This window comes from Actinomycetota bacterium, from assembly GCA_018333515.1.
GTDB lineage: Bacteria > Actinomycetota > Aquicultoria > Aquicultorales > Aquicultoraceae > Aquicultor.
Map to the genome: position 1 here is coordinate 2,501 of JAGXSZ010000030.1, position 23,654 is coordinate 26,154.

At 55.2% G+C, this 23,654-nt stretch carries 23 protein-coding genes and 3 rRNA genes (1 of these 26 cut by a window edge); 21 read left to right on the plus strand and 5 right to left on the minus strand.

Annotation, left to right across the window (positions count from 1 at the left end; all coding sequences use genetic code 11):
• From KGZ93_07095 to rrf (KGZ93_07115), 5 genes are all read left to right on the plus strand, one after another.
• Window positions 1-2,457 (plus strand): 23S ribosomal RNA (locus tag KGZ93_07095) (it extends 1,476 nt beyond the left edge of the window).
• Between the two features lie 236 nt (window positions 2,458-2,693).
• A 5S ribosomal RNA gene (gene rrf, locus KGZ93_07100) occupies window positions 2,694-2,810 on the plus strand.
• Between the two features lie 153 nt (window positions 2,811-2,963).
• Window positions 2,964-3,416 carry a nucleotidyltransferase domain-containing protein gene (locus KGZ93_07105; GenBank protein ID MBS3909378.1) on the plus strand — a complete coding sequence of 151 codons (453 nt, stop codon included), beginning with the start codon at window positions 2,964-2,966 and terminating at the stop codon, window positions 3,414-3,416.
• Window positions 3,416-3,844: a DUF86 domain-containing protein gene (locus tag KGZ93_07110; protein MBS3909379.1), complete on the plus strand. Its 429-nt coding sequence runs from the start codon at window positions 3,416-3,418 to the stop codon at window positions 3,842-3,844. The genes KGZ93_07105 and KGZ93_07110 overlap by 1 nt, the downstream gene beginning before the upstream one ends.
• 7 nt (window positions 3,845-3,851) lie before the next feature.
• Window positions 3,852-3,967 (plus strand): 5S ribosomal RNA (gene rrf, locus KGZ93_07115).
• A gap of 44 nt (window positions 3,968-4,011) precedes the next feature.
• Here the strand turns inward: rrf (KGZ93_07115) and KGZ93_07120 are convergent.
• The 3 genes from KGZ93_07120 to KGZ93_07130 form a co-directional block, all read right to left on the minus strand.
• Complete coding sequence (locus KGZ93_07120) at window positions 4,012-4,701, minus strand: ABC transporter ATP-binding protein (protein ID MBS3909380.1); 690 nt, start codon at window positions 4,699-4,701, stop codon at window positions 4,012-4,014.
• A 108-nt stretch (window positions 4,702-4,809) separates the two neighbouring features.
• Window positions 4,810-5,664, minus strand: coding sequence for an FtsX-like permease family protein (locus KGZ93_07125; protein MBS3909381.1), 855 nt, complete (start codon window positions 5,662-5,664; stop codon window positions 4,810-4,812).
• 12 nt (window positions 5,665-5,676) lie between these two features.
• Window positions 5,677-6,006 (minus strand): hypothetical protein, encoded by a 330-nt coding sequence (locus KGZ93_07130; GenBank protein ID MBS3909382.1) that lies wholly within the window; start codon window positions 6,004-6,006, stop codon window positions 5,677-5,679.
• Between the two features lie 322 nt (window positions 6,007-6,328).
• Between KGZ93_07130 and KGZ93_07135 the strand changes: the two genes are divergently transcribed.
• From KGZ93_07135 to KGZ93_07190, 12 genes are all read left to right on the plus strand, one after another.
• Window positions 6,329-6,667, plus strand: a complete 339-nt coding sequence (locus KGZ93_07135; protein MBS3909383.1) for a DsrE family protein — start codon at window positions 6,329-6,331, stop codon at window positions 6,665-6,667.
• A 33-nt stretch (window positions 6,668-6,700) separates the two neighbouring features.
• Window positions 6,701-7,069, plus strand: a complete 369-nt coding sequence (locus tag KGZ93_07140; GenBank protein ID MBS3909384.1) for a DsrE family protein — start codon at window positions 6,701-6,703, stop codon at window positions 7,067-7,069.
• A 28-nt stretch (window positions 7,070-7,097) separates the two neighbouring features.
• Window positions 7,098-7,415: a DsrE family protein gene (locus KGZ93_07145; GenBank protein MBS3909385.1), complete on the plus strand. Its 318-nt coding sequence runs from the start codon at window positions 7,098-7,100 to the stop codon at window positions 7,413-7,415.
• A 242-nt stretch (window positions 7,416-7,657) separates the two neighbouring features.
• Window positions 7,658-8,881 carry a hypothetical protein gene (locus KGZ93_07150; GenBank protein MBS3909386.1) on the plus strand — a complete coding sequence of 408 codons (1,224 nt, stop codon included), beginning with the start codon at window positions 7,658-7,660 and terminating at the stop codon, window positions 8,879-8,881.
• A 114-nt stretch (window positions 8,882-8,995) separates the two neighbouring features.
• A complete protein-coding gene (locus tag KGZ93_07155) occupies window positions 8,996-10,780 on the plus strand; it encodes a glycosyltransferase family 39 protein (GenBank protein MBS3909387.1) in 1,785 nt (594 codons plus the stop codon).
• Window positions 10,781-10,827: 47 nt separating this feature from the next.
• Entirely contained in the window at window positions 10,828-12,249 is a 1,422-nt protein-coding gene (locus KGZ93_07160; GenBank protein ID MBS3909388.1) for a YeeE/YedE family protein, read from the plus strand.
• 132 nt (window positions 12,250-12,381) lie between these two features.
• Window positions 12,382-12,633: a sulfurtransferase TusA family protein gene (locus KGZ93_07165; GenBank protein ID MBS3909389.1), complete on the plus strand. Its 252-nt coding sequence runs from the start codon at window positions 12,382-12,384 to the stop codon at window positions 12,631-12,633.
• Between the two features lie 18 nt (window positions 12,634-12,651).
• A complete protein-coding gene (locus KGZ93_07170; protein MBS3909390.1) occupies window positions 12,652-13,086 on the plus strand; it encodes a hypothetical protein in 435 nt (144 codons plus the stop codon).
• Between the two features lie 88 nt (window positions 13,087-13,174).
• Window positions 13,175-14,671 (plus strand): radical SAM protein, encoded by a 1,497-nt coding sequence (locus tag KGZ93_07175; GenBank protein MBS3909391.1) that lies wholly within the window; start codon window positions 13,175-13,177, stop codon window positions 14,669-14,671.
• 1 nt (window position 14,672) lies between these two features.
• Window positions 14,673-15,134: a NapC/NirT family cytochrome c gene (locus KGZ93_07180; protein MBS3909392.1), complete on the plus strand. Its 462-nt coding sequence runs from the start codon at window positions 14,673-14,675 to the stop codon at window positions 15,132-15,134.
• A gap of 28 nt (window positions 15,135-15,162) precedes the next feature.
• Window positions 15,163-16,203, plus strand: coding sequence for a glycosyltransferase family 2 protein (locus KGZ93_07185; protein MBS3909393.1), 1,041 nt, complete (start codon window positions 15,163-15,165; stop codon window positions 16,201-16,203).
• A gap of 2 nt (window positions 16,204-16,205) precedes the next feature.
• Entirely contained in the window at window positions 16,206-17,294 is a 1,089-nt protein-coding gene (locus tag KGZ93_07190; GenBank protein MBS3909394.1) for a radical SAM protein, read from the plus strand.
• Between the two features lie 141 nt (window positions 17,295-17,435).
• Here the strand turns inward: KGZ93_07190 and KGZ93_07195 are convergent, their stop codons facing one another.
• A complete protein-coding gene (locus KGZ93_07195; protein MBS3909395.1) occupies window positions 17,436-19,094 on the minus strand; it encodes a hypothetical protein in 1,659 nt (552 codons plus the stop codon).
• A gap of 650 nt (window positions 19,095-19,744) precedes the next feature.
• Here KGZ93_07195 and KGZ93_07200 point away from each other — a divergent pair.
• From KGZ93_07200 to KGZ93_07215, 4 genes are all read left to right on the plus strand, one after another.
• Window positions 19,745-19,951, plus strand: a complete 207-nt coding sequence (locus KGZ93_07200; protein ID MBS3909396.1) for a sulfurtransferase TusA family protein — start codon at window positions 19,745-19,747, stop codon at window positions 19,949-19,951.
• 32 nt (window positions 19,952-19,983) lie between these two features.
• The gene (locus tag KGZ93_07205) at window positions 19,984-21,165 is read left to right on the plus strand and encodes a YedE-related selenium metabolism membrane protein (GenBank protein MBS3909397.1); all 1,182 of its coding nucleotides are present in this window, start codon (window positions 19,984-19,986) and stop codon (window positions 21,163-21,165) included.
• A gap of 118 nt (window positions 21,166-21,283) precedes the next feature.
• On the plus strand, window positions 21,284-22,444 hold the full coding sequence (locus KGZ93_07210; GenBank protein ID MBS3909398.1) for an aminotransferase class V-fold PLP-dependent enzyme: 1,161 nt from the start codon (window positions 21,284-21,286) through the stop codon (window positions 22,442-22,444).
• 9 nt (window positions 22,445-22,453) lie between these two features.
• Complete coding sequence (locus KGZ93_07215) at window positions 22,454-22,669, plus strand: DUF3343 domain-containing protein (GenBank protein ID MBS3909399.1); 216 nt, start codon at window positions 22,454-22,456, stop codon at window positions 22,667-22,669.
• 204 nt (window positions 22,670-22,873) lie between these two features.
• Here KGZ93_07215 and KGZ93_07220 read toward each other — a convergent pair whose 3' ends face one another.
• A complete protein-coding gene (locus KGZ93_07220; GenBank protein ID MBS3909400.1) occupies window positions 22,874-23,620 on the minus strand; it encodes a hypothetical protein in 747 nt (248 codons plus the stop codon).
• Window positions 23,621-23,654: the final 34 nt, after the last annotated feature.

The window sequence follows — 23,654 nt, forward strand, 5'->3', positions numbered from 1 at the left end:
GACCGGTGGACTGCAGACAAGAGAGAATGCTGGAATGAGTAGCGAGAGTCAGGCGAGAAACCTGACCGCCGTAAACCCAAGGTTTCCAGGGTAAAGCTAATCTGCCCTGGGTTAGTCGGGACCTAAGGCGAGGCCGAAAGGCGTAGTCGATGGAGAACAGGTAGATATTCCTGTACCACCAAAGTTGCGTTATCAGCGATGGGGTGACGGAGAAAGGTAGCTCAGCACGGCGATGGTCGTCCGTGTTTAAGCCCGTAGGGTGTCTTCTAGGAAAATCCGGAAGGCGTATAGCCTGAGAGGTGATGACGAGTCGATTGAGACGAAGTGAGTGATCCTATGCTTCCAAGAAAAACCTCTAGTGAGCGGCTTAGGTGCCCGTACCCCAAACCGACACAGGTGGGTGAGTAGAGAATACTAAGGCGATCGAGAGAACTCTGGTTAAGGAACTCGGCAAAATTGCCCCGTAACTTCGGGAGAAGGGGCGCCACATTAGCGTGTAAGGTTTTCCCCCAAGCGTGAAGTGGCTGCAATAAAATGGCCCAGGCGACTGTTTACTAAAAACACAGGTCTCTGCTAAGTCGTAAGACGATGTATAGGGGCTGACGCCTGCCCGGTGCCGGAAGGTTACGAGGAGGGGTTAGCAAAGTTTTCGGACGATGCGAAGCTCTGAATCTAAGCCCCGGTAAACGGCGGCCGTAACTATAACGGTCCTAAGGTAGATTTGCTGCCCCCCGCATTGGCAACAATGCGGTGTGCATCTGGCTATATGCTGGGAAAGCTGTCCCCTAAAAGGGGTGTAGAATCCCACACTACCTTTCCAATAACGAACACATGTTCTATAATATAGGGCAAGTGCTATGCGGAGGGGTGACAATGTGATGGGTGCAGAGAATCAGCAGGAAAGGCTTATTGGGCTTGGATGGGTTATTGGTTTTGTAGACGGAGAAGGGTGCTTCTCAATAGGATTCATAAGGCAGCAAGACCGGATGAATCGAAAAGGCTACAAAACCGGCTATCAGGTGAGTCATGAGTTTGCGGTAACGCAAGGTGCGAAGAGCATAGAAGTGTTACATGAACTCAAGAAATTCTTTAAGGTTGGCCAGGTCGTCATAAATAGACGGCATGATAATCACAAAGAACACCTGCATCGCTACGTTGTGCGTAGTAGAAAAGATTTGCTGGAGGTAATAATTCCGTTTTTTGAAAGAAACAGAATGAGAACCTCGAAGCAGCAAGACTTTGAAAAATTTGCGCAGTGCGTAGGAATGGTTAATAAGGGATATCATCTGTCCTATGAAGGATTGATAAGTATCGCTAAAATTACCGAAACGATGAATCGCCAAAAGCCTAGACATGAACTAATAAGAATCCTCAGAGACCATACGCCGGATATCCCAGACATGGGATAATGATATGGTCCCGTCTGCATGGCGACATGCAGGGATAACCTTGGAAAAGTTATCCACTCAGTATAAAACTGAGCAAGATTCAAGCGAAATTCCTTGTCGGGTAAGTTCCGACCCGCACGAAAGGCGTAACGATCTGGGCGCTGTCTCAACCAGAGACTCGGCGAAATTGTATTACCGGTAAAGATGCCGGTTTCCTGCAGCAAGACGGAAAGACCCCGTGAACCTTTACTGCAGCTTGACATTGGATTCTGGTCCACCATGTACAGGATAGGTGGGAGGCTTTGAAGCTGGGGCGCAAGCCCTGGTGGAGCCAATCTTGGGATACCACCCTTGATGTACTGGGGTTCTAACGACAGACCGTGATCCGGCTGTCGGACAGTGTCAGGTGGGCAGTTTGACTGGGGCGGTCGCCTCCTAAAATGTAACGGAGGCGCTCGAAGGTTCCCTCAGATTGGTTGGCAATCAATCGCAGAGTGTAAGGGCACAAGGGAGCTTGACTGCGAGACGTACATGTCGAGCAGGTACGAAAGTAGGACCTAGTGATCCGGCGGTTCCGAGTGGAAGGGCCGTCGCTCAACGGATAAAAGGTACTCCGGGGATAACAGGCTGATCCCGCCCAAGAGTCCATATCGACGGCGGGGTTTGGCACCTCGATGTCGGCTCATCGCATCCTGGGGCTGAAGCAGGTCCCAAGGGTTCGTCTGTTCGCCGATTAAAGCGGTACGCGAGCTGGGTTTAGAACGTCGTGAGACAGTTCGGTCCCTATCTGCTGTAGGCGTAGGAAATTTGAGGGGAGTCGTCCCTAGTACGAGAGGACCGGGATGAACAGACCTCTAGTGTACCAGTTGTTCTGCCAAGAGCATCGCTGGGTAGCTATGTCTGGACTGGATAACCGCTGAAAGCATCTAAGCGGGAAGCCAACCCCGAGATGAGATTTCCCACTCTTATGAGTTAAGACCCCAGGTAGACTACCTGGTTGATAGGCCGCAGGTGGAAGGGCAGCAATGTTCGGAGCCGAGCGGTACTAATTGGTCGAGGACTTGGTCGTCACTTAACGGAAGCTGTGTAGTTCTTAAAGATTGAAGGCGAGCATGCCCGGTGCATCGGGCATGCCGTGCTGGAGACTTCTGGGTTCATGGATCCCTGGCTTATACTGGTTCGGTGAAGAAGTAGCCGAATCATAAGCCACGAACCATGAGTCTCGATAATCTGCTATACTGACGTTACCGATTTATCGGTCCGGTATGGCTCAGGGCGTAAGCCCTGGTTTGAAAAGTTTACATTTTCGGTGGCTATAGCGAGGGAGTAACACCCGTTCCCATTCCGAACACGGAAGTAAAGCCCCTCAGCGCCAATGGTACTGCTCTGGTAACGGGGTGGGAGAGTAGGACGCCGCCGATTCTATAAGGCCTCTGTGAGAAATCGCAGAGGCCTTTCCTGTTTTTAGATGGCCTTTGAGCTAATGCTTGGGATCCTTTTTTTTACGGGTAATGCGTGAGCACGGGCGCAAAACAAACGATGCCTCAAGGTTGTAGTTCAGGTATAATCAGGGCTATGAGAGCGGAAAACGAACATGGAATAAAAAAGGAAAAACCGATAGAGAACCTTAAAAGGGTTTTGGGGCCGATATTGGCTGGATATCCGGTTGTCAGCGCCTATCTTTTTGGGTCGTATGCCGGAGGAGTTGTGCGCCCGGAGAGCGATATAGACATCGCGGTAAATCTCAGGCCCGGTTCAAGGCTCCCCGTTAACGAGGAATTAAGCTTGGGTCGGACGATAGAAAACCTGAGCGGCCTTAAACCGGTCGACCTGAGAGTAATAAACGACATGGCGCTCACGGTGCAAGGAGAAATTCTGACGAAGGGAATTCTGCTTTACAGCGCGGATGATAAAGCGCGGGTAGCTTTTGAAACAAGAACGCTGGCGCTCTATCTCGATTACCTTCCGCATCTCGAGCGTTTTCGCGAAGATTTTCTGGAATCCGTGAAGAAGCAGGGGATACTGTAATGGTGGATAAGGCCGCAATTGACAGGATGCTCGAAAACCTGAAAACATACGTCGCTCAGCTGGATAGATTGTCGGGGTTTGGACAAGATGAGTTTCTGTCGGACCCGGACAAACTTGGCAGCGCCAAGTATTATCTTATAATCGCAATCGAGAGCTGCCTCGATATTTCGAACCACATCATCAGTTCAGAAAATCTGCGCAGGCCAACGGACTTCGCCGATACGTTTGCCGTGCTTCACGAAAATGGCCTAATAGGCAAAGCATTGGAAGAGCGCCTGCAGAACATGGCCCGTTTTCGCAATTTGCTGGTTCACCCCTATGGAAAAGTCGACGATAAGCGGGTTCACGAGTTTCTCAAAACCAACCTCAGTGACTTCGATGAGTTTGCGAAGCGGATCGCTAATGCTATTGATAAATCTGAGCACTAAGCATGTTTTCGGTGGCCATAGCGAGGGAGTAACACCCGTTCCCATTCCGAACACGGAAGTAAAGCCCCTCAGCGCCGACGGCACCGTTATGGCGGCGGGCGGGAGAGCAGGATGTCACTTTTGATGTTCGAATCCTACCCGGGGAGCCCGCCCACAACAAACGAAATCTACCCCATCTGCGAGAGTTCTGCGACCCGCAGCGACCCGTCCTTTATCTCGTAGCACTGAGGCGCTCTTCGTGCGAGTTCCGATTTGTGGGTCACCAGCAGCAGGGTCAGACCTTCTTTGTTCAGGTCGAACAGGATGTCGCCGATTTGTTCGGCGCGCGGCGGGTCGAGGTCGTTGGTCGGCTCGTCGGCGAGGAGGATGGCGGGCTCGTTTATTAGCGCCCGCGCGATGGCGACGCGCCGTCTTTGGCCCAGGCTTAACTCGTGCGGCAGGTGTTTCAAGCGCTCGACAAGACCGAATCGCTCGGCGAACTCATGCGCCCGCGCCCGCTTATCGCGGCCGCCGCGTCGCTTGTTCAACCACGCCGGCAGCAATATGTTTTCCAGGACGGTCAGCGTTGGGATAAGGTGCGAGCCCTGGAAGATGAAGCCGATTCTCTCGTTGCGAAGGAGCGCGAGTTCTTTCTCGCCCATCGAAGGGATGAACGCGCCGTCGATAAAGACGTCGCCTCCGGTCGGCCTTAGCAGGCACCCGATGATGTTGAGCAAGGTCGTCTTGCCGCCCCCGGAGGAGCCGATAATAGATACCGCATCGCCTCCACCGATGCTAAGGTTTACGCCGGCCAATACCGGAAGGTCCCCGCCGCCGGGGCGCCGGTATGAGTGTCTGACATCGCGTAATTCGATCATCGCGTCTCCTGTGAAAGAAATCTACACCAATTTACATTTTTATGTCGATCTCACGGCGAAATTCGGGAAGTCCTCAAAGACCCACCCGTTCTCCTTTGTCTTGCTTGATCACTCCAACTCTCCCTGGGCGATGGCGCGTGCCGGGTCGAGGGATGCCGAGCGGTATGCCGGAATGAGCGCCGAGAGCGTCACCGTTGCGACTGCGGCCGCCAGGCATAATGCGTAGAGTCCCGCCGACTCCGTAAAAGATAGCGACAGGAACGGGAAGAGCGTGCCCTCCGTCGCCCACTCGCCCGCGCGCTGCGACACGAACCAGCCAAGGCCGATGCCGAACAACCCGCCGGCGACCGCCAAAAAGCCGCCCTCCCACAGGATGAGCCGGGCTACGCGCCCACGCATCGCCCCGAGCGCGCGCATGATACCTATCTCGGTCTTTCGTTCGTTGACCAGGCTCGCAAACCGCCCCAGCAGCGCGACGAGCGCGACGAGCCACAGTACCGCCGTCAAAGCGTAGAGTAAGGTCGTTATTTTGCCCATCTGCTGCCGCGTGTCTCTCATGACATCGGCCGATACGATGGCGCGCACGCCGGGCAGTTCGTTTACGGCTTTTGCTACCAAGAAAGAACGCTTCGGGTCTTCAACGCGAATCAACACCGCCGAGAGCAGTTGCTCGGGGTTTCTGCCGACCCAGAGCGCCTTCAGGTCGGGGCTCTCAGCCGCCAGACTGCGCGCGGTGGCGAGCGGTATGAACGAAGAGTCATCCAGGCCGGTGCCGGTCGGCGCGAGTTGGCCGACCACACGGAACATGCGCGCTCGAATTAAAAGCGTATCCCCGGTTTTGGCGCTGATTTTCGAGCCGACGATTATCTCTTGCTTGGCGAGCGGCCGCCCCAAGGAATTACGCAGCCACGGGGTGACGGTAAAATCGGTTTCAGAATCTATGCCGATGACCCGCCCGGCCATCTTGAGACCGCATCACGGCGCGTCGGCGGTTCTGGTAAAGAATTGCGGGGTGGCTTGTTTTACGCCCCGTATCTTTCGTATGTCGGAGTAGGTCTTCTCACCCATGTACACATTTAAAGGCATTCCGGTAAAGAGCATCTGCTCCGCCTTTAGCTCGATTTCTTCAGAGACCACAACGATGTCGGCGCCGAGCCGCTCTATTCCGACCCGCAGGCCGCGCTCCAGTCCCCGGCTCAACCAGAGGGAGGTAAGTAGGGCCGCTACCGCTATCGCCACCGTAAAAATAGTGAGCACTGTATGAAAAGGACGGCGCTGAATGTTGCGTAAGACGACTAAGAACATATTTCTCACCTTCTTCTTTGCCTATTTGATAAGCGGTTATTGACAAGGATTAAGAGAGCTTGATACAATTGTTACAATAAACCCTAGTATACCTGTATGATAAGAGGAATACAAGTATGCCAGACCCTAGTATAACCATAGGCACACTGGGAATACCGACAGATTAGCTTTTTGAAAAGGAGTACAGCCGGATATTTGCGGTTGGCCTAACCCAAGAACCATCGCAACGGTAAACATAGCTGAAGAGCGGTCTGGAAGTTTTAGACACGTGTTACGGATAAGACCGTCAACCTCAAATAACTTAGAGAGGAGGGTTGTGTCGATGCAAAGCTTACTACTTATTCTCAAGTCTTCTATGGAACAGGAGCAACACGCGCAATTTGTGTGGAATCTTGCTCAAGCGGCCGGAGCGAAGGGCCATCCCGTGGTCGTGCACATATTCGGCGACGGCATCTATAATTTGGTGCCCAACCTGAACGGCGTCGGGCCGGTCGGCGCGGTGGAGTCGGTCGGGGACGGAAACGTCCGCTTTATGTATTGCAACTTCAATGTTATTCAGCGAGGGCTCGAGGGTCAACTCGCGGCCGGGGCGAAGGCCTCCAACACGTCAGACGCGTCAATGGAAGTTCTAAGAAACGACCGGGTCCTTATGTTTTCGTAACCCGGCAGAGATTTTTCAAGGTGGGTGAATGTCTTGTCAGAACCGATGAAATTTTGCGCGGTAGTGCGCCAACCCCCAGTCGGCTCCAGGGAATCGCTAGAGATGCTCCGCTTTTCTTTTGGTATGGTCCTCCTCGGAGACGTTGCGCAGATTCACGTTGTCTTAGAGGGCGACGGTGTCTTTAATGCGCTAAGCGGTGCGCCGCTTAAGGCTATGGAGCGAGAGACGGCCCGATATTATGTGGATGATTGTATAGACTTCGATGTTCTCATGTATGCCGTTAAGGAAGACCTCGACGCGCGTGGCCTGAAACAGGAAGACCTCGTCGACGGCGTCCAGACGATAGATATAAGCCGGGTAGCGGAGTTGGTCGGAGGCGCCGACGTAGTGCATTTTCTGTAATTCGAGCAACGAGAGGAGGAATGACCAAATGGCAACATTATGCATCAGCGCCCTGTCGCCGGGCGCCGTCCAGCGCCACGACCGTCTGCTTGAGATAACGCGCGGGCTTGCCGAAAACGGCGAGAAAGTCGATTTTGTCTTTTACGGCAGCGGCCTCTACAGCCTCGTGGAAGGCAGCAAATCGGCGGAGGCTTTGGCTTCGTCGGGTGCATCGATTTATGCGGTCGCCGATGACGTCGAAAATCGGGGGCTTGCGGGTCGGTTGATAGCGCAGGCGGACTTGGTCGGCTACGACAAGATCGTCGACATGATAATGGAGGCTGACCGGACGATTACCGGCATTTAATCGGCAAAATAGCCGGGGGCCGCCGGCGCCAAACGGACAATCGGCACCAGCGCCAGGCGCGCGTCCGGTGGGTTTTAATAGAGTTAACAGCATGCACAATGTCGGGGAGGAGGGTCGTTAACCTAGTTGGACAAGGTGTGGAAGGCAAGGATTCGGGGACAGTATTAACTCAACGCCGGCCGAAAACAATAAATCAATCAAGCAAGGCTTGGCGTGTGATGACATCTAAAGGAGTGGATGATGTGCTAAAACGAAGAGAACTCAGTGTGGTGCTACTGGTATTGCTGGTTGCGCTCGCGCTGGTCGCGGCGGGATGCGGGGGTTCGCAAACGGCTGTCGACAAGAAAGACGCGGCCGCCCCGGCGGCAGAGCCGGAAAGCAAAGCCGTCGCGGCGGGCACCGCGTACGTCGCCGGCATGGGCGGCCATCTCGCCAAGGTCGATTTCGAAATAGACCCGACCGACACCGACGAGCCGATTAAAGTTTTGGAGCTGGACAAGCTCCGCCTCGGAAAAGCCGAAAGCTACGGGACCCATGATGCCAGAATCGACCACGAACGGGGCGTTCTTTATTCGGCCGCTTTTGTTCGCAATCCCGACGGCAAGGTCAACGTAGTAAGCGTTGATTTAGGCACCGGCAAGGTAAAGAAAGACGTCGCGCTCGATATCAGTGCCAGATATATCGACGGTCCGCTCTACTGCGCCTCGGGCCAGAGCAAAGACGCGTTTATTCCGGTACTCATGGGATACGAGGGCTACATCGATGTAATCGATAAGGATTCGCTCGAGTTGAAACACAGGGTATACCTCGACCACCCGGAGCTTCCCAAGGAGTATATGTGGGGACACGGAGTCAACACTCCCGATATGAAAAGCTTTCTCTTGACCATCAACAGCACGACACCGGAGCGTGCAGGCAAGGGTCTGCCGAGAGGCAACGAGGATGTCCTTTTCTACTTGCTCGACATGGAACAACTGCTCCAGGGCAAGCTGCAAATCACCAAGAAAAGCGCTATCAAGGGCGACCCGGGCAAGACCGCGTCGCTCAGGCAGCACTATACGCATGACGGCAAATACCTCATCCAAACCGTACGCGACAGAATGTGGATAATCGATGCCGAGACGTTGCAACTTGTCCATGAAGAAAAATTCCCGGTCGACGAGGCGATAGAAATCACCGACAAAGACGCGGCCACCGGAGCGCCGATAGTCAAGAAGGCGCAGCTCGAGGTACATGACGCAATCGCTACCAAGGATGACAAGTACGCGATATTGACGATGCGCGTCCCGTTTAAGGGTGGCGAGAAAGAGGCGGCCATGGATGGAAGCTTGTTACTCTTCGACCTCGAAAACAAGAAGGTCATAGGCAAGCCGGTCTCGGTGTGTCGAAGCTGCCACGCCGATGAGCCCGATTTGAAAGACGCAACATCCAAACTTTGCGGTCTCGACGTAGTGTGGAAGAAGTAGGCTTGCGAATATAACGGGCAAGCATGGATTCGGCCTCCTTCAAGGCGCCCTCCCTGGGTCACAACGACCCAGGGAGGGCTTATATAAAAAATGTGCGAACGAGGTTTTGAGCGAATGCAAAACGTAGGCGTTTCATGGACCACTCCAAGCAGGCATATAGGTTTTGTCACGGTCACACTGCTGGCGGTAGGAGTTTTTCTATTGCTCGCGGCACACAGGGGGCTGGATAATAACTCGCTGGTATCATGGCGCTGGGTCTTTGCGCTGGTAAGCCCGGGCAGTCTGCTGCTACCTATTTGTTTGCTAATCGCCGGTGCTTATTGGTATGTGAAGCGCTTTGATTATGAGCGGTATGAGGCATCCCTGCTCTTCGTTGTCTCGTTTGCGGCGGGCGCGCTCTTTTGGCGGACACCCGAGGTCATAGTCGACGCTTCGAGGTATTTCACTCAGGCGAAGCATCTCGAACTCTACGGTGTCGGGTATTTCCTCAGGGAGTGGGGCTTAAATATTTTCGCATGGACCGATTTACCGCTCATCCCGTTTGTCTACGGCGTGATCTTTAAGGTCTTCGGCGAGTCGAGGCTGTACATCCAGGCCTTTACGACCATACTTTATGCTTTGACGGTCGTTCTGACATACCGGGTCGGGAAGATGCTCTGGGATAAGAGCACCGGTTTTTTGGGTGGGCTGCTATTGCTCGGTATGCCGTATTTGTTTACGCAGGTGCCGTTGATGCTCGTCGATATTCCGGCGATGTTCTTTCTGATGCTCGCCGTCTTCTTGTTTATCAAGGCATTGACGCAGGGCGGCACGGCCCTTATCGTTCTCTCGGCTGCGGCTATCTGGGCGGCGGTTCTGACGAAGTATTCAAACGTTTTGATGTTGTCGGTTCTACCCGTTGCGCTCGCCGTCTTTCTCGCCGTCAAGCGAAGCGGAGGCGAGGTGTTGCCGGGTTGGTCGAGGAGCACGGCGCCCGGTTGGCGCGAGATGCTCTTTCGGGGTATGGCCGTGGCGTTGGTCGCGTCCGCGCTTATAGGGGTCGCCGTTGCTTGGAAATACGATATCTTCGCGGCTCAGGTCGGTTTGCTCATGGACTACCAGCGCCCTGGGCTTAAGCGGTGGGGCGAAAGCCATCTGTCGACGTTTCTCTTTCAAGTACATCCGTTTATCACCGGCGCGGCGCTTTTATCGGTGTACGCCGCCGTTAGAAAGAGGGATTTAAAGTTTGTGGTCGTCGGCTGGCTGGTTTTGTTGGTGTTGCTCCTGCAAATCGAGAGAATTCGCTACATGATAAGCGTTTTTCCGATGCTCGCGCTTATGGCCGCGTACGGGCTGCGGGAGATTAAGAGCGCGGAGTTAAGGCGCTATGTCGCGTTTTGCGCGGTGGCGTCGTCGCTGGCAATCGGGCTGTTTGCGTATTTGCCGTTCATGGAGCGGATAAGCGCCGTAAACCTCAAAGACGCCGGAGAATATCTAAATTCTTCCGGCGCGAGGAATATCAGGGTCGTGACGACGTCGGCGGGCGATGCGCCCGAGGTCAATCCGGCGGTGGCGGTGCCCCTTCTCGACCTCTTTGCGGACGGGGCCATCGTATACGATTCGAGCCCCGCGCGGTCATTGCCGGAATCGATTTCGACATCATCGTTGCGGTTTACCTGGGAGCACAAGAGCCCGGAGTATTACTCGGGGGGGCAAAGCGGCGGTGATCAAGTGGTCGTGGTCATCTCCGAAGAAAAAGGTCGGTCCCTAACTGATGCCGCGGGCCGCGGGCTCGAAGGGTATCGTCGCACTAAGACATTTGATGATGGAGTAGGGTTTTTCCGCTACCAAACCGTCGTTACGGTTTATGAACCGTTAAGCATGGCGAGCGACGCGAGACCGGCGGCGTTTGCGAAATAAAGAAGTGCGGTTGTAGGTTACTAGTTTTGAAGGAGGGATATTAGGGCGTGGAAACGACGAGCAAAAGTAATTTGTATTGGGCATATTTTATCTTGGGGCTGCTGGCGCTAGTGAGCATAGTCTTCACTCAGGCGCATGTGTACTATGTCTACCTGGTAGCATATATTTGGTTTGGGGTTGCCTACGGAATGCTCCTCCAGTACGGCAGGTTCTGCATCGCATCGGCCTCGCGGGATTTGTTTGCTACGGGTGTGCCGAGGATGGCCGTGGTCGTCTTAGTCACACTCGTTTTTCTCAGCGTAGTGCAGGCGGCGTTAGCGGCCGCCGGTATGACCAGCCCGTTTTTCCAGGCGACACCGGTCGGGTTTCACCTGGTAGTCGCGGGCCTCATCTTCGGTTTCGGTATGGTTATCGCCGGCGGTTGCGCTACCGGCTCTGTGTATAAGATAGGAGAAGGTCACGGCACGTCTATTCTGGCGGTAGTGGCGCTCGTCTTCGGGCAAGCGGTCTTTGTCACCACCGGCGGGTTTTTCAATCGATTTCTGCCTCAATCTTGGGTCGACTCGGCGGCTACGAAAACATGGGTGCCTAGCGACAAACTGACATCATGGTACGACACCTATCTCGTCGGCTATGTCTTCGATAAACCGAGCATCCAGCTCTCTCAGACAAGCTTTGTTTCAGAGAATTTTCCTGGAGTTGCGCGCTTTTTTGTCGGCGATGCGCTTATTAACACCATGATTCCCGCCGCGCTGCTTCTCGTTGTCATCTATGTCTTCTTTGGCAGAAAAGGCTTTATTAAGAAGCGCAAAAAAGCTCAAGGAACGGTCGGGTTCAAAGACGAACTCGCCGGCATGTGGAACATGCTTACGGCGTCGAAGCGGACCATGAAAGTCGGCATGTTGATAGCGCTGACGATAGGTCTGCAGGTCATAGTCGCAAAGGGTCTGCATGTCAAATTCGGTGTCAACAACTTCGGCGAACTCCTTGCCAAGATGGGACATACGGCCGACTTGACCCCCGCCGGCAAGATCTTCGACCCCGGTTACTGGTTTATGACCACCCAGCAGTCGCAACTCGGTGCTTGGGTGCTCGGCAAAGTCGGCTTAAATATGCAGGATAACGTCTTTTTGGGTGTCCTAAGCGGTCTGCCGGCACCTTGGCGCAACCCGGCGCTTTGGATGACCGGGGGGATTATCTTAGGGGCGATGGTTACGGCGCTGATAAACAGGGAGTTCAAATTCAACCTGCCAAAAGGTGAACTCATTGTATGGGGACTTGTCGGCGGCTTGCTTCTTGGAATCGGCGCGAGGCTCGGCCTCGGCTGCGCGGGCGCGTTCTTCGTCCGTATCGCGGGCGGAGATTTTGGCGCCTGGATGTTTTTCCTGAGTATGGTCGGAGGCGCCTACATCGGGGTTCTGTTCTTCAATTGGTGGACCGACCGGAAAATGGCAAAAGAGATGGGCTAGCCCGGGTTTTAGCGGATATCGCGGTTGGCCGCGGTGGCTTGGGGGGGGTGAAGCCCTCGACGCATACGGCTCAACCGATATGCGGCGTACCGATAGATGGGAAATTTTTAGACTACGAAGGAGGAAGAAGAAATGGCGATGAAGTTTGACAAAACAGGTGATGGTGTATACACGCTCGATGTTTGCGGCTATGTCTGCCCGCATCCGCAGATATACACGAAAAAGTCGCTGGAGAAGATAGCCGAAGGAGAGGTTTTGGAGGTAGTCTTCGACAACGCGTCCTCGGCCGAGACGATAGTGCAAATGTGCGACCAGGACGGGCACGAGGTAATCGAGAACGCGCAAGGCGACGGCAAGTTTGTAATCAAAATCGAAAAAGGTTAAGCGAAGGGGTGGTGTGCTGTGTCTGCTGAGTCGAAACGTAACGCGCCGCTTATGTTTGCAACCACCTTTGTGGCCTTGATTCTCGTTTCCCTGCTGGGCTACAGTTTTTCCGGGATGCATGCGGCAGATGTCGCCGCGTCCGGTATGTCGCCGGCCGGTGCTAAAAAGCCCGCCGCCGACGGAAAAGCGGTCTCTTCTCAAGCCGACCCGGACGAGGCGTCAAATATCTGCAGTATGTGTGGCATGGAGGACTGCAAGATGGGCTGTGAAGCGAAAGCTGCAGCAGCCGCTGACGGGGACAAAGACGAGCCTCGCGAAGAGTGCCTGTGCGAAGATGCCGACGCCAAGTCGGGCTCGACATCGAGTGATGATGCACCAAAACCGGCACCAAAGCCCGAAGAACCGGCGAAAGCTTCCGGGTCGGGCGCCGCTGCGCCGGGGTACGGAAATTAATGGGTTTCTGATTAAAGCGACGGTGAAAGAGGCGGCGGTTTGGCGATGAGTGATGAGCGATGAGAATCGATAAAACGGGTGGTCCCCTATGAAATGCGCCCTTCTGATCCCGCCGTGGACGCCGACCGATATATTTCCCGCTAAGACGGCCGGGTCGCAGGTAAATTATTGGCAGCCGTTGGGCACGCTCTATGTCGCCGCCGGCCTGCGGCTGGCCGGCCATGAGGTCAAGCTCTTTGACGGCGCGTTCCTGGCCCGCGACGAGATGCTGGCCGAGGTGGAGTCGTTCGCGCCGCGTTTCGCGGGCATCTATTCGACGGCCTTTAGCTGGGTCGGAGCGAAGAGGCTCGCCGCCGCGATCAAGGGGCTGGATGAGCGGATATTTACTTGTATCGGCGGCCCGTATCCGATTGCGGCGCGGGAAAAGTGCCTTGCCGATGATGTGGAGCATGTTGTCGACGCCGTCGTAACCGGGGAGGGTGAGATAACCGTCCCCGAGATGGTCCGCGCGCTCGAACTGGGAGCGGGCCTTACGGGCGTCGCCGGAGTCGTCTTCCGCGACGGGGACGGTGTTGTAGCCAACGACGCCCGCCCGCTCGTCGACAACCTCGATTCGCTGCCTTTTCCGGCAAGGGAAGTCCTGGGCGACGCGGGTCTCTATCTCCCGCCGCCGGCGACTTACCGGAGACAACCGGTCGCGGTTATGCTGACGTCACGCGGGTGCAACCGCCGCTGTATATACTGCTTTCAGTTGGATAAGGACAGGGACAGCGGTATACGCTATCGCGGCGTCGAAAACGTCCTGGCCGAAATCGAGCTGTGCCTGGAGCAGGGCTATAGGGAGATAAAATTTATCGACGACACCTTCGCCGCCGATTACGGGCGCGCGCTTCGTATTGCGCGGGAGATCAAGGCTAGGCGCCTCGATTTCACCTGGTTTGTGTCGGCCTGCGTCAACCAGGTCGACAAAGAGTTGCTCCAAGCCTTTAAGGACGCGGGGTGTTGGGCGATTTTGCTCGGAGCCGAAAGCGGTGTCCAGAAGAACCTCAATACCATAAAAAAAGGAATAACCCTCGATCAGACGCGGCAAGCGGTCGCGGCGGCGAAAGCGGTCGGGCTAAAGGTCATAACGCCGTTCATCTTCGGTATCCCCGGCGAGAGCTTCGAGGACGGCCTTAAGACGATAGAATTCGCCTGCGAACTCGACGCGGATGTCGCGAATTTTCACGCCATCACGCCGTTTCCGGGGACGGAATTATACGATAACGCCGCGAAATATGGAGCCGTCTCGGATGAGCTTACCGACTACACCTATCAGGGGGCGGCGTTCGTGCCGTACACCATGAGCAGGGATGAGATAGTCGAGCTTCGCGCGACGGCCTTTCGCACCTTCTATTCGAGGCCCAAATTTTTATTGCGGAGGGCGCTCGCGACCAGAAATATCCACGACCTCAAAGCCGCTTGTGCCGGCGCTAAGAGCCTATTTTGGCTCTGGGCCGATTCGCATGCGCTGGATAAGCGCGCATCAGCCGGGAAGCCTGCGACCGGCGGCAAGAGGGCTAGCACAAAGAAAGGTTGGTGTTAAATTGAGATCATTTCGACCGCGAAATCCAAAGACCTATATGATAGTCATCGGCAGTGCCGTGTTATGGCTCGGTATCTTCTCTTATGCCGGCCTCGAGCTGACCTCGTCGACGCGATTCTGTCAGAGTTGCCATATCATGGAGTACGCGTATCTCTCTTGGTCCGAGGCGAAACATAGCGAACATGTCGAGTCGTGCGCCGACTGCCATATCCCGGGCGACTTCGGCGAGAAGGTGATATACAAGGCCAAATCGGGTACGAACGATTTCTACAAAAACCTGGTCGGTTTCTCCGGCATGATAGAGATTAAAGACGAGAGCAAAGCGATAGTCTTCGAGAATTGCCGGGGCTGTCATGCGGAGTACTTAAAGAGCGGCGACCACGAGGGCGGCAAAAATCCCAAGGAGTGCATAAAATGCCACCGGAATACCGCCCATATCAAGGAGACGATAAAGAAGCATTAGCGCGCGGCGCGTGAGATAGCGAGGCGACATGGAGCGATTAATCTCGGTCATAATCCCAAATTATAACGGCGGCGCGACGATTCGAAAATGCCTGGAGGCGATCTTCGCCTCCGACTTCGAGCGCTTCGAGGTCGTCGTCGTCGACGATTGCTCGACGGACGCGTCGGTCGATATCATAGAGGAGTTCCCGTGCGAGCTGGTTCGCCTGGAGAGGCGAAGCGGGGCCGCGGCGGCTCGAAACGCGGGGGCAAGGCGCGCCAAAGGGGAGGCGCTCTTCTTTATCGACGCCGACTGCGTGGCGCATCGCGATACGCTTGCGCTGGTCGATATGACAATCTCAAAGCACCGGGGGGAGCGGGTAATCGCCGGCGGAACGTACGCGAGGATAGCCCATGACGACACCTTTTTCAGCACGTTCCAGTCGGTCTTCGTCAACTACTTCGAGACGAAGAGCGGCGGTGAAGCGGACTATATAGCGACGCACGCGCTCGCGATCGAGCGCCGCCTGTTCGAGGAGAATCACGGCTTCGACGAAGAGTTCCTGCCGATTTTGGAGGATGTGGAGTTTAGCCATCGCCTGCGCGCGAACGGCTGCCGGCTCGCGGTCAATCCGGATATCATCGTCGGGCACATCTTCGGTTTCTCCATGGCTAAATCGCTGAGAAACGCCTACCGTAAAACGATGTATTGGACCATGTATTCTATCGGGAACAAGGACCTGCCGGCCGATTCCGGAACGGCCTCGGTCGCGCTTAAGTTAAACGGCATCGCGTATCTCTTGGGTCTGCCGGCTATCGTTGCGGGCCTGACATTTGAGAACGCCATATTTTTGGCGCTCGGCTCGGTCTTTCTGTCGGCGGGCGTTTTTGTAAGCAGGGGACTGTTAAGGGCCTTTCGGCAAGCTAAGGGTTGGGGCTTCGCAACCGCCGCCGCGCTCTACTACCTGCTGCTCTATCCCGCGCCGATTTGGGGCGGCGCTTTCGTGGGCACGCTTAAGTACCTGTCGCGAAGAAGCTTCAGCCGGCGCCGGGAGCCCGATCTTATCTTGGCTCGAAGGGAGTATGGTTAGCCGTGTATTCCCCGCTTCGCTACGCCGGCCATATTTTCTGGAAGAGACGCCCCGTGCAGCTGACCTTTTTCGTCACCAGGCGATGCAACGCCGGCTGCCCGTTCTGTTTTTACCGGCGCAAGGGCGACGCGCAGCCGCTAAGCGAGCCGGAGTTAGCGCTGGATGAAGTAGAGAGGCTCGCGCCTTTTGTGGGGCGATTGCTGTGGCTGGCGTTCTCCGGCGGCGAGCCGTTTATGCGCGAGGACATCGTCGACATAAGCCGGATTTTTTATAGGCACGCCAAGCCGTCGATAATGTTGATTTCGACCAACGGCCTGATGCCGGAGGCCATAGCGGAGCGGACCGAGGAGATTTTGCGGGATTGCCCGCGAACCACGGTCGTCGTCAAGCTGTCGCTCGATGGAGTGGGTGAGGCGCACGATGTCTTACGCGGGTCGCCCGGCAGCTTCGACAAGGTGATGCGGACCTACGGTTTGCTCGGCGAGCTTACCGGCAAATATTCGAATTTTGAGCTTGGGATGAACACGGTCTTCTGTCCGGAGAACGAAAATGAGATGGAAGAGATATTCGATTTTACCAGGGGGCTTAAGCGGCTGCGAACCCACACGCTCTCACTTGTGCGGGGCGAGGTCCGCGATAGCGGACCGAAGGCGCTCGATTTAAATAAATACCGTGAGGCGGCCGGCAGGCTGGAGGCCGACATTAGGGGGCGCTCGCAAACCGGATATCGTTTCTTTGGGGCCGGGCTCAAATCGGCGCAGGACATACTGCAGAGGCGATATATCTATGAGACGATCAGCGCCGGGAAGCGCCTTATCCCTTGTTACGCCGGTGCGCTCAACCTGGTATTGACCGAGACCGGCGAGGTCTACCCATGTGAGATGCTGAGCCGGCGGATGGGAAGTGTGCGCGATTATGATTATGACATGCGGGCGCTGGTCCGCTCCGATGAGGCGCGCTCGGCGGTCGGCCGGATTCGCGCGACCGAATGCCACTGTTCGCACGAGTGCTATTTTATGACCAATATCTTATTCAACCCGAGGCTTTATCCGGCGCTGTTGCGCGAGTCTTTAAAATTGGAGTCACAATAGTTCGGAATCGAAAGAAAATGCAGGAGGGGCTTTAAGTCCCTCCTGCATTCGGTGTTGCCGCATCGTTGGCCGCGTCTTCCATGCCTGGCCAACGTAGGACTTTTTCTTCATTCGTTAAGCCGCTATTTAGTTGTTAGACCGCTACCGAACCGGACAAGCATTGGATTTTGCCGGGGTCCGGGACATAGCTCCGAAGAAGCCGCCGCTCACTTTGACGCTTGCGCAGCCTTTGAAGGACTTGCCGCCATTGGTCTTTCCGGTCAGGCACGCTTCGGTGTCTCCCGCTTTAAGACCCGTCTTTGGAATCTTGAAGTAAAGGAGAATGTCGGGCAAGCCGTCCCCATTGTAATCGACCACAGTATTTCGCGCATGGTCGAGCGGCGCACCCGCGAAGTCGAGCGAGTTCAGGTCGATATCCAAAGCATCGAACTCCGGTTTCCCGTAGAGGATGACGCGGAGCAACCCGCTGCTTCTCAGGCTGATACTGCCGGGCATCACCTTGATGTCCGCTGTCATCACCGGCGGCACGGTCGGCGGCACGGTCGGCGGCGGTGTTACCCGGGGCCCGAACTTAAGCGCATAGACTCCCTTGTTGAAGGAGTGTTCTATCTGCGCGTTGTCAAATACCGCGACACCGAAGTAGTAGGCGTCATTCAGGTTGTCGAATTGAACGTCGAAACCGCTCCCTGTGACCAGGTTGCGGCTGAACTCGAGCGTCCAGGTCTTGGTGGACGCATTGTAGCCGACCGTAGAGGTCGTCTCGACTTGCGCCGAGATATCACCCCTATCACCGGTGAGCGGGCGTACCAGGATACCGGCTATCTCTTGCCCGACCGCGACTGCGCCCAAGGTCTCGGTAGTGTTTAGCACCCTATCCGCGTACGGAATAAAATAGGGGTCGAAGCCCGCTGTGTCGGTTGCCACCGGTTGTCCGGGGCCGGTGTGAGCCGGTGTCTGCGTGTCGCCTATCGTGGTGGTCGCCTCATTGTTGAGGTAGGCAAGTCCGGGGTCGCTTTTTCTGCCGGCGGAGGGAGTCGCCGTTGTCGGCAAGGTGTTGTCGACATACTGGTCATCGACGAAGCCCACCGTGCCGGTTCGAACCAGCTTCCAGTGCCACATATCGGCGATTTCGCCCGGGGCGTTGGTGTATTTTTTGTCGTTGGCTGTCCCGCCGCCAAACGATACGTGACAAAGAATCGCGCAGCCCTTCGTTTTGAAGTTGGCCACATTAGCGACGGTGGCCGTGGTATCTCTCGCACCCCAGATGACCGCGAACTTGTCCTCATAGGCCGCGTCGGCCGGTGGGGATGTTCGAAGCTGCGTGCCGCCATTAGTGGTGAACCAGCCGTTATCCGTCACGCTCGAGCCGCTTTGGCTCTTCGCGGGAACGCGCATCCAAGAACCAATTCCCGAGTCGGCCGTCTTCTTCCAAGGCCGGCGCCTATCGCTTAGCGAGTTATCGCCCCACTGCGCCAGGAAGTAAACCTTGTCATCTGTATAGAGCGCTTTCATCGAAACGTTGGTACTCCCCGCCCAACCGTAGTTTACCGGAATCGAAACCGCGGTCGCCTTGTTCCAGATGGCTTCGACAACGCCGTCGAGGACGGGCGCGGCCCCTGCGTCGATGGGCTCGGCGGTCATGGTGTCCACCAGGCCGATGGCGCTAGCGCCGCCGGAGTGGCAGTCGCCGCAAGCGAAATCACCGTTTACGCCGGATGGAAACGCGAACAGGTTAGCGGCGAATGTCGCCACGGCCAGGGCCGTAAACAATCCCACAATCGCTATGACTTTTAATCTCATAAAATCACCTCCTTTCGATATCGATGAAAAACTGCGGTCAAGAACTTTCAACCGCATCCGGCATTTTGCCCTTCAAGTATGCCAATATTGCCGATATGGCGTGGACTTAAACATGGAAATGATAGCTTAATCGTCTTCTTGCCTGGTGGGAAAGGAATATAAGTTACCGAGTCAAGCTTGACCTCAAAGTGATAAGACTAAGGTGTAAGGCCTCAAATAACGAGAACTCGAACGACAATGGCTTGTTGGTTAAGGGGGCTAATCGGGAGAGCCGTATGGCAAGCGCTGCAAAACTGCGTATCACAGGAAAAAATCGCGTATCACAGGAATATTAGAAATAAGAAACGCAAATATGTCATTGGGGGCGGAAGCAATACTCGCAAGCCCCAGTACCAATGATGTTGCCCCAATGTGCACACACATAACTGTTGATGCTGGTAATATGGAACACCATTAGAGCGGCCGGCACGTTTGAACACCACTTGTTATCAAAGTGAGAATATGATTTAATATCTAACAACATAAGCAAAAACAATAAATCACATAAGGCTTGGCAGGAACTCCCACAAGTTCCCATAAACTAATACCGCCCCACTGCATTTAAACAGCGATTATGGTGTGCCCCGAAGACACTGCGAAGGAGGTGTGTTATGAGAGTCGATATGAGAGGCATGTCGTGTCCGATGCCCGCAACCAAGACTAGGGAAGTGCTCAAAAACCAAGAAGATGACTTGGTCTTGCTGGTCGATTGCGGTGCCTCGATAGAGAATGTCACGCGGATTTTGAACGGCTCAAACCGCGCGTTCAAGACTATCGAGCATGATGGTTGGTTCGAGATTTCAGTTGGAAAGACTTAGGAGGGGTTATGAAAAAGTTTAGCCTGTTGTTTATGGTGGTGGGTGGATTCATAGTAGGTCTTACCGCTCTTATCCTAACAGCTCTAGGCAACCCGCCGAATATGGGTTTCTGCGTCGCATGTTTTGAGCGCGATATCATGGGAGCGCTCGGTTTTCATCGCGCGGCGCCTGTGCAATATCTTCGTCCTGAAATCATGGGTATCGTAATCGGCGCACTGGCGGCGGCTTTTGCCGCAAAGGAATTTAAAGCGAAGAGCGGTTCATCCCCGGCGCTTCGTTTCTTTCTTGGCATGCTCGTCATGATAGGCGCGCTCGTCTTTTTGGGGTGCCCGCTTCGCATGACGCTCCGTTTGGGTGGCGGTGACTTGAACGCACTAGTAGCCCTCGGTGGTTTTATCGTTGGCATTGGCGCAGCCGTTATGTTCTTAAAGAAAGGATTTAATCTCGGTAAAGCCGCGGACTCACGTCGCTCAGATGCTTGGGTGTTTCCTCTTATAATGGTAATCTTATTGATCTTTGTGTTCGCACAGCCCATCTTTAATCCAGGCACACCCGTGATGAGTCAAGGCAAGCCGGTAATCGTCGACGGCAAGCCCCTTACGGGCGCGCCGGGCCCTATTTTTGCGACCAAGACGCCACCGACCGAACCGAAACCGTTTCCCGGTGCGATGCACGCAACCGTCTTAGCCTCATTGCTCGGCGGACTAGTCGTGGGAGCCATCGCGCAGCGGACGCGTCTCTGCTTCGTCGGCGGTATTCGTGACCTTATGCTCATGCGAGACACGCAATTGCTCAGCGGCTTTTTAGCGATTCTAGTGACCGTACTTGTTGGCAATATCGTTCTCGGGAAGTTCAACTTGGGCTTTGAGGGACAACCGATCGCCCACACCGAGCACCTCTGGAATTTCCTCGGCATGGGCCTTGTCGGTTTCGCATCCGTTCTGCTCGGCGGTTGTCCGCTCAGGCAGCTCGTGCTGGCCGGTAGCGGCAATACCGACTCGGCGATGACGGTCTTTGGTATGATGGTCGGCGCGGCTGTCTCTCACAATTTCGTGTTGGCGGCGGGCAAACTGCCGGCAACCGGTGTGATGGGTGTTCCCGGCTATGGGCAATACGCGGTTATTCTCGGTTTGGTCATTGCGATAGGTTTTGCGCTGTTCAACTCAGACTTAGCTCGCGAACCCGCGGCCGAGCCGATTCCGAAAGCCGCCTAGTATGCTAGCACTAGTATGCTAGCACTAGTATGCTAGTGCGTTTTAGCGGGCGAGGGCTTACTATATGCTGTAAGCCCTCGTCACTATAGTATAAGCGAGTTCTGGTGTTGATGAAGAAATGAAAAAAAATTACTATTATTTCGATAACGCCGCCACGTCGTTTCCTAAACCGGCGTGTGTTGTGAGAGCGATGGTCGATTTCTCAGAGCGGGTGGGCGCGAACCCCGGACGCTCAGGGCATCGCTTGTCGATCGAGGCTGGGCGAGTGCTTTATGATACGCGAGATGCGCTCGCCGCACTTTTCAACATTGAGGACCCGCTCAACATCGTGTTTACAAAAAACGCGACGGAAGCGCTGAACATTGCCATATTTGGGCTGATTATGCCGGGCGACCACGTGATAACCTCGTTTTTTGAACACAATTCCGTGGCGCGACCATTGAGGTATCTCGAGCAACGAGGGGTCGAGTTTACGCGGATAGACCTGCACCACCACGATCCCGAGCCGGCGTTAAGGGCAGTGAGAGGCGCGATTAGGCAAAATACAAGGGCGCTAATAGTAAACCACGCTTCAAACGTGACCGGCGCGGTTGCACCGTTAGGCGTGCTCGGCAAGGCGGCTCATGACGCCGGTGTCGTTTTTATCGTGGATTCCGCGCAGACCGCAGGCGCACACCCCATCGATGTCGAGGCCCTCAAGATCGACCTCCTCGCGTTCACCGGCCACAAGGGGCTTCTCGGGCCGCAAGGAACCGGCGGTCTCTATGTCGACTCGAACATTCGGCTTGCGCCTTTCATTTTAGGAGGGACGGGAAGCGCATCGGAGAGCGACACGCAGCCGCACTTCATGCCCGATTTCTTGGAGAGCGGCACGCCGAATACCGTCGGCCTAGCCGGGTTAAAGGCATCCGTAGAGGATATCATAGAGCGCGGCGTGGTAGAAACCATGCGCCGCGAGGACGCGCTTCGTCTCCGTTTCGTCGATGGCTTGCGCGCTATTGCGGGCGTGCGGTTTTTTGGGCACGGCGATGGGGCCGAGCACATGCCGACGATATCGCTGGTCTTCGATGACCTCAATCCCTCGGAGGCGGGTTATGCGCTCGATAACGAGTTCAACATAATGGTGCGGGTAGGTTTGCACTGCTCGCCCTGGGCCCATGAGTATTTAGGCACGTATCCGGAGGGGACGGTACGGTTTAGCTTTGGCAGGTATACGACAGAGCAAGATATTGAATATGCTCTGACGGCGATAGACAAGCTGTGTGGAAACCCTAGGTGAGAATCGGCAATGGATAGAGTCATAACATTTTACTCATCGCATCTCGCAATTAAGGCCGAGAAGATACTCGATAGGAGTGGTATCACGGTGCGAATGATTCCGGTGCCGCGTCATATCAGCTCGAATTGCGGCATCGCGATTGGCTTTGAGCGGAGCTTAGAAGATGCTGTTGTTGAGTGCCTGATGCGCTCAAACATCGAGATAGAAGGCGTTTTCGACATGTAGCGGCTATCAGTTATCGGCCGTCAGCTTTCAGCTTATATATTAGCTTCAGGGATTTTGCGGTTCAAAATAGCAACCTTGCAACTAGTGATTTTAATTGATCGTAGCTTAAGCTCTTTGGGGCTGATAACGACCAAGCATATGTGATTATCAGGGCTAAAGCCCTGAGTGCTATGGGAGATAAAATATGAGCTGAAAAATTCCTGATTATGATGGTCGACGGCGCGACACAGTCGTCCGTTTTACGGCGCGCGGTTGCCCGGATAGGCGTAGCGGTTTCTTGCCGAGGGAGCGCGGCTTGAAATGCCGCGGGCCGGCCTTTATCTCGTCGATGGACTGTTTGGCCAGCCCGCCCACGGTGATGTTGCGCAGCCCGCCCTTATCGTATATGCGGATGCCGTGCTTGTCTTTTTGAAGAGACTCGAGAATCTCAATAGAGTCGCCGTCCCCGATGACCCCGAGCACCCACGCCGCGTGCCCGCGCGTCGTGTTGCTGGGGTTGCGCAAGAGTCCGATTACTTGGTGTAAACGGTTTTGCAGCAGGCTCGGGTTTTGCTCGCCGATTTTCCGCGCCGACCAGAGCAGCCCCTTCCACAATCTCGCGTCGTGGATAAAGGAGAAGAGCTTCGGTATCTCGTTTTCGAGCTGGTAGGAGCGCGCCGCAATGATCGCGCCTACCGCCTCCATGGAGCCCCAGGCATTGCCGCCGGAGCGGTCTTCGAGATTTAAAGTCAAACGGCTAATAATCGTTCGGAGCTTTTCGGCGCTGAAGATGTGGGGATTTCCGGCGATGGCCCCGAACCCTTCGGCGGCGCGCCAGCGCAACAGCTCATCCTCGCTGTATAGGAACGAGGTCAGCTGCCTGATCGTGCTCTTTTCTCTCGATGCCAACTCGACCAGCTTATCCGGCTCGTTGTTTCTCAAAAAGACTCTTATTTCATCCTTGACGGACAAAGGACACTCTCCTTCCGGTCGTTCGTCTTTTAAC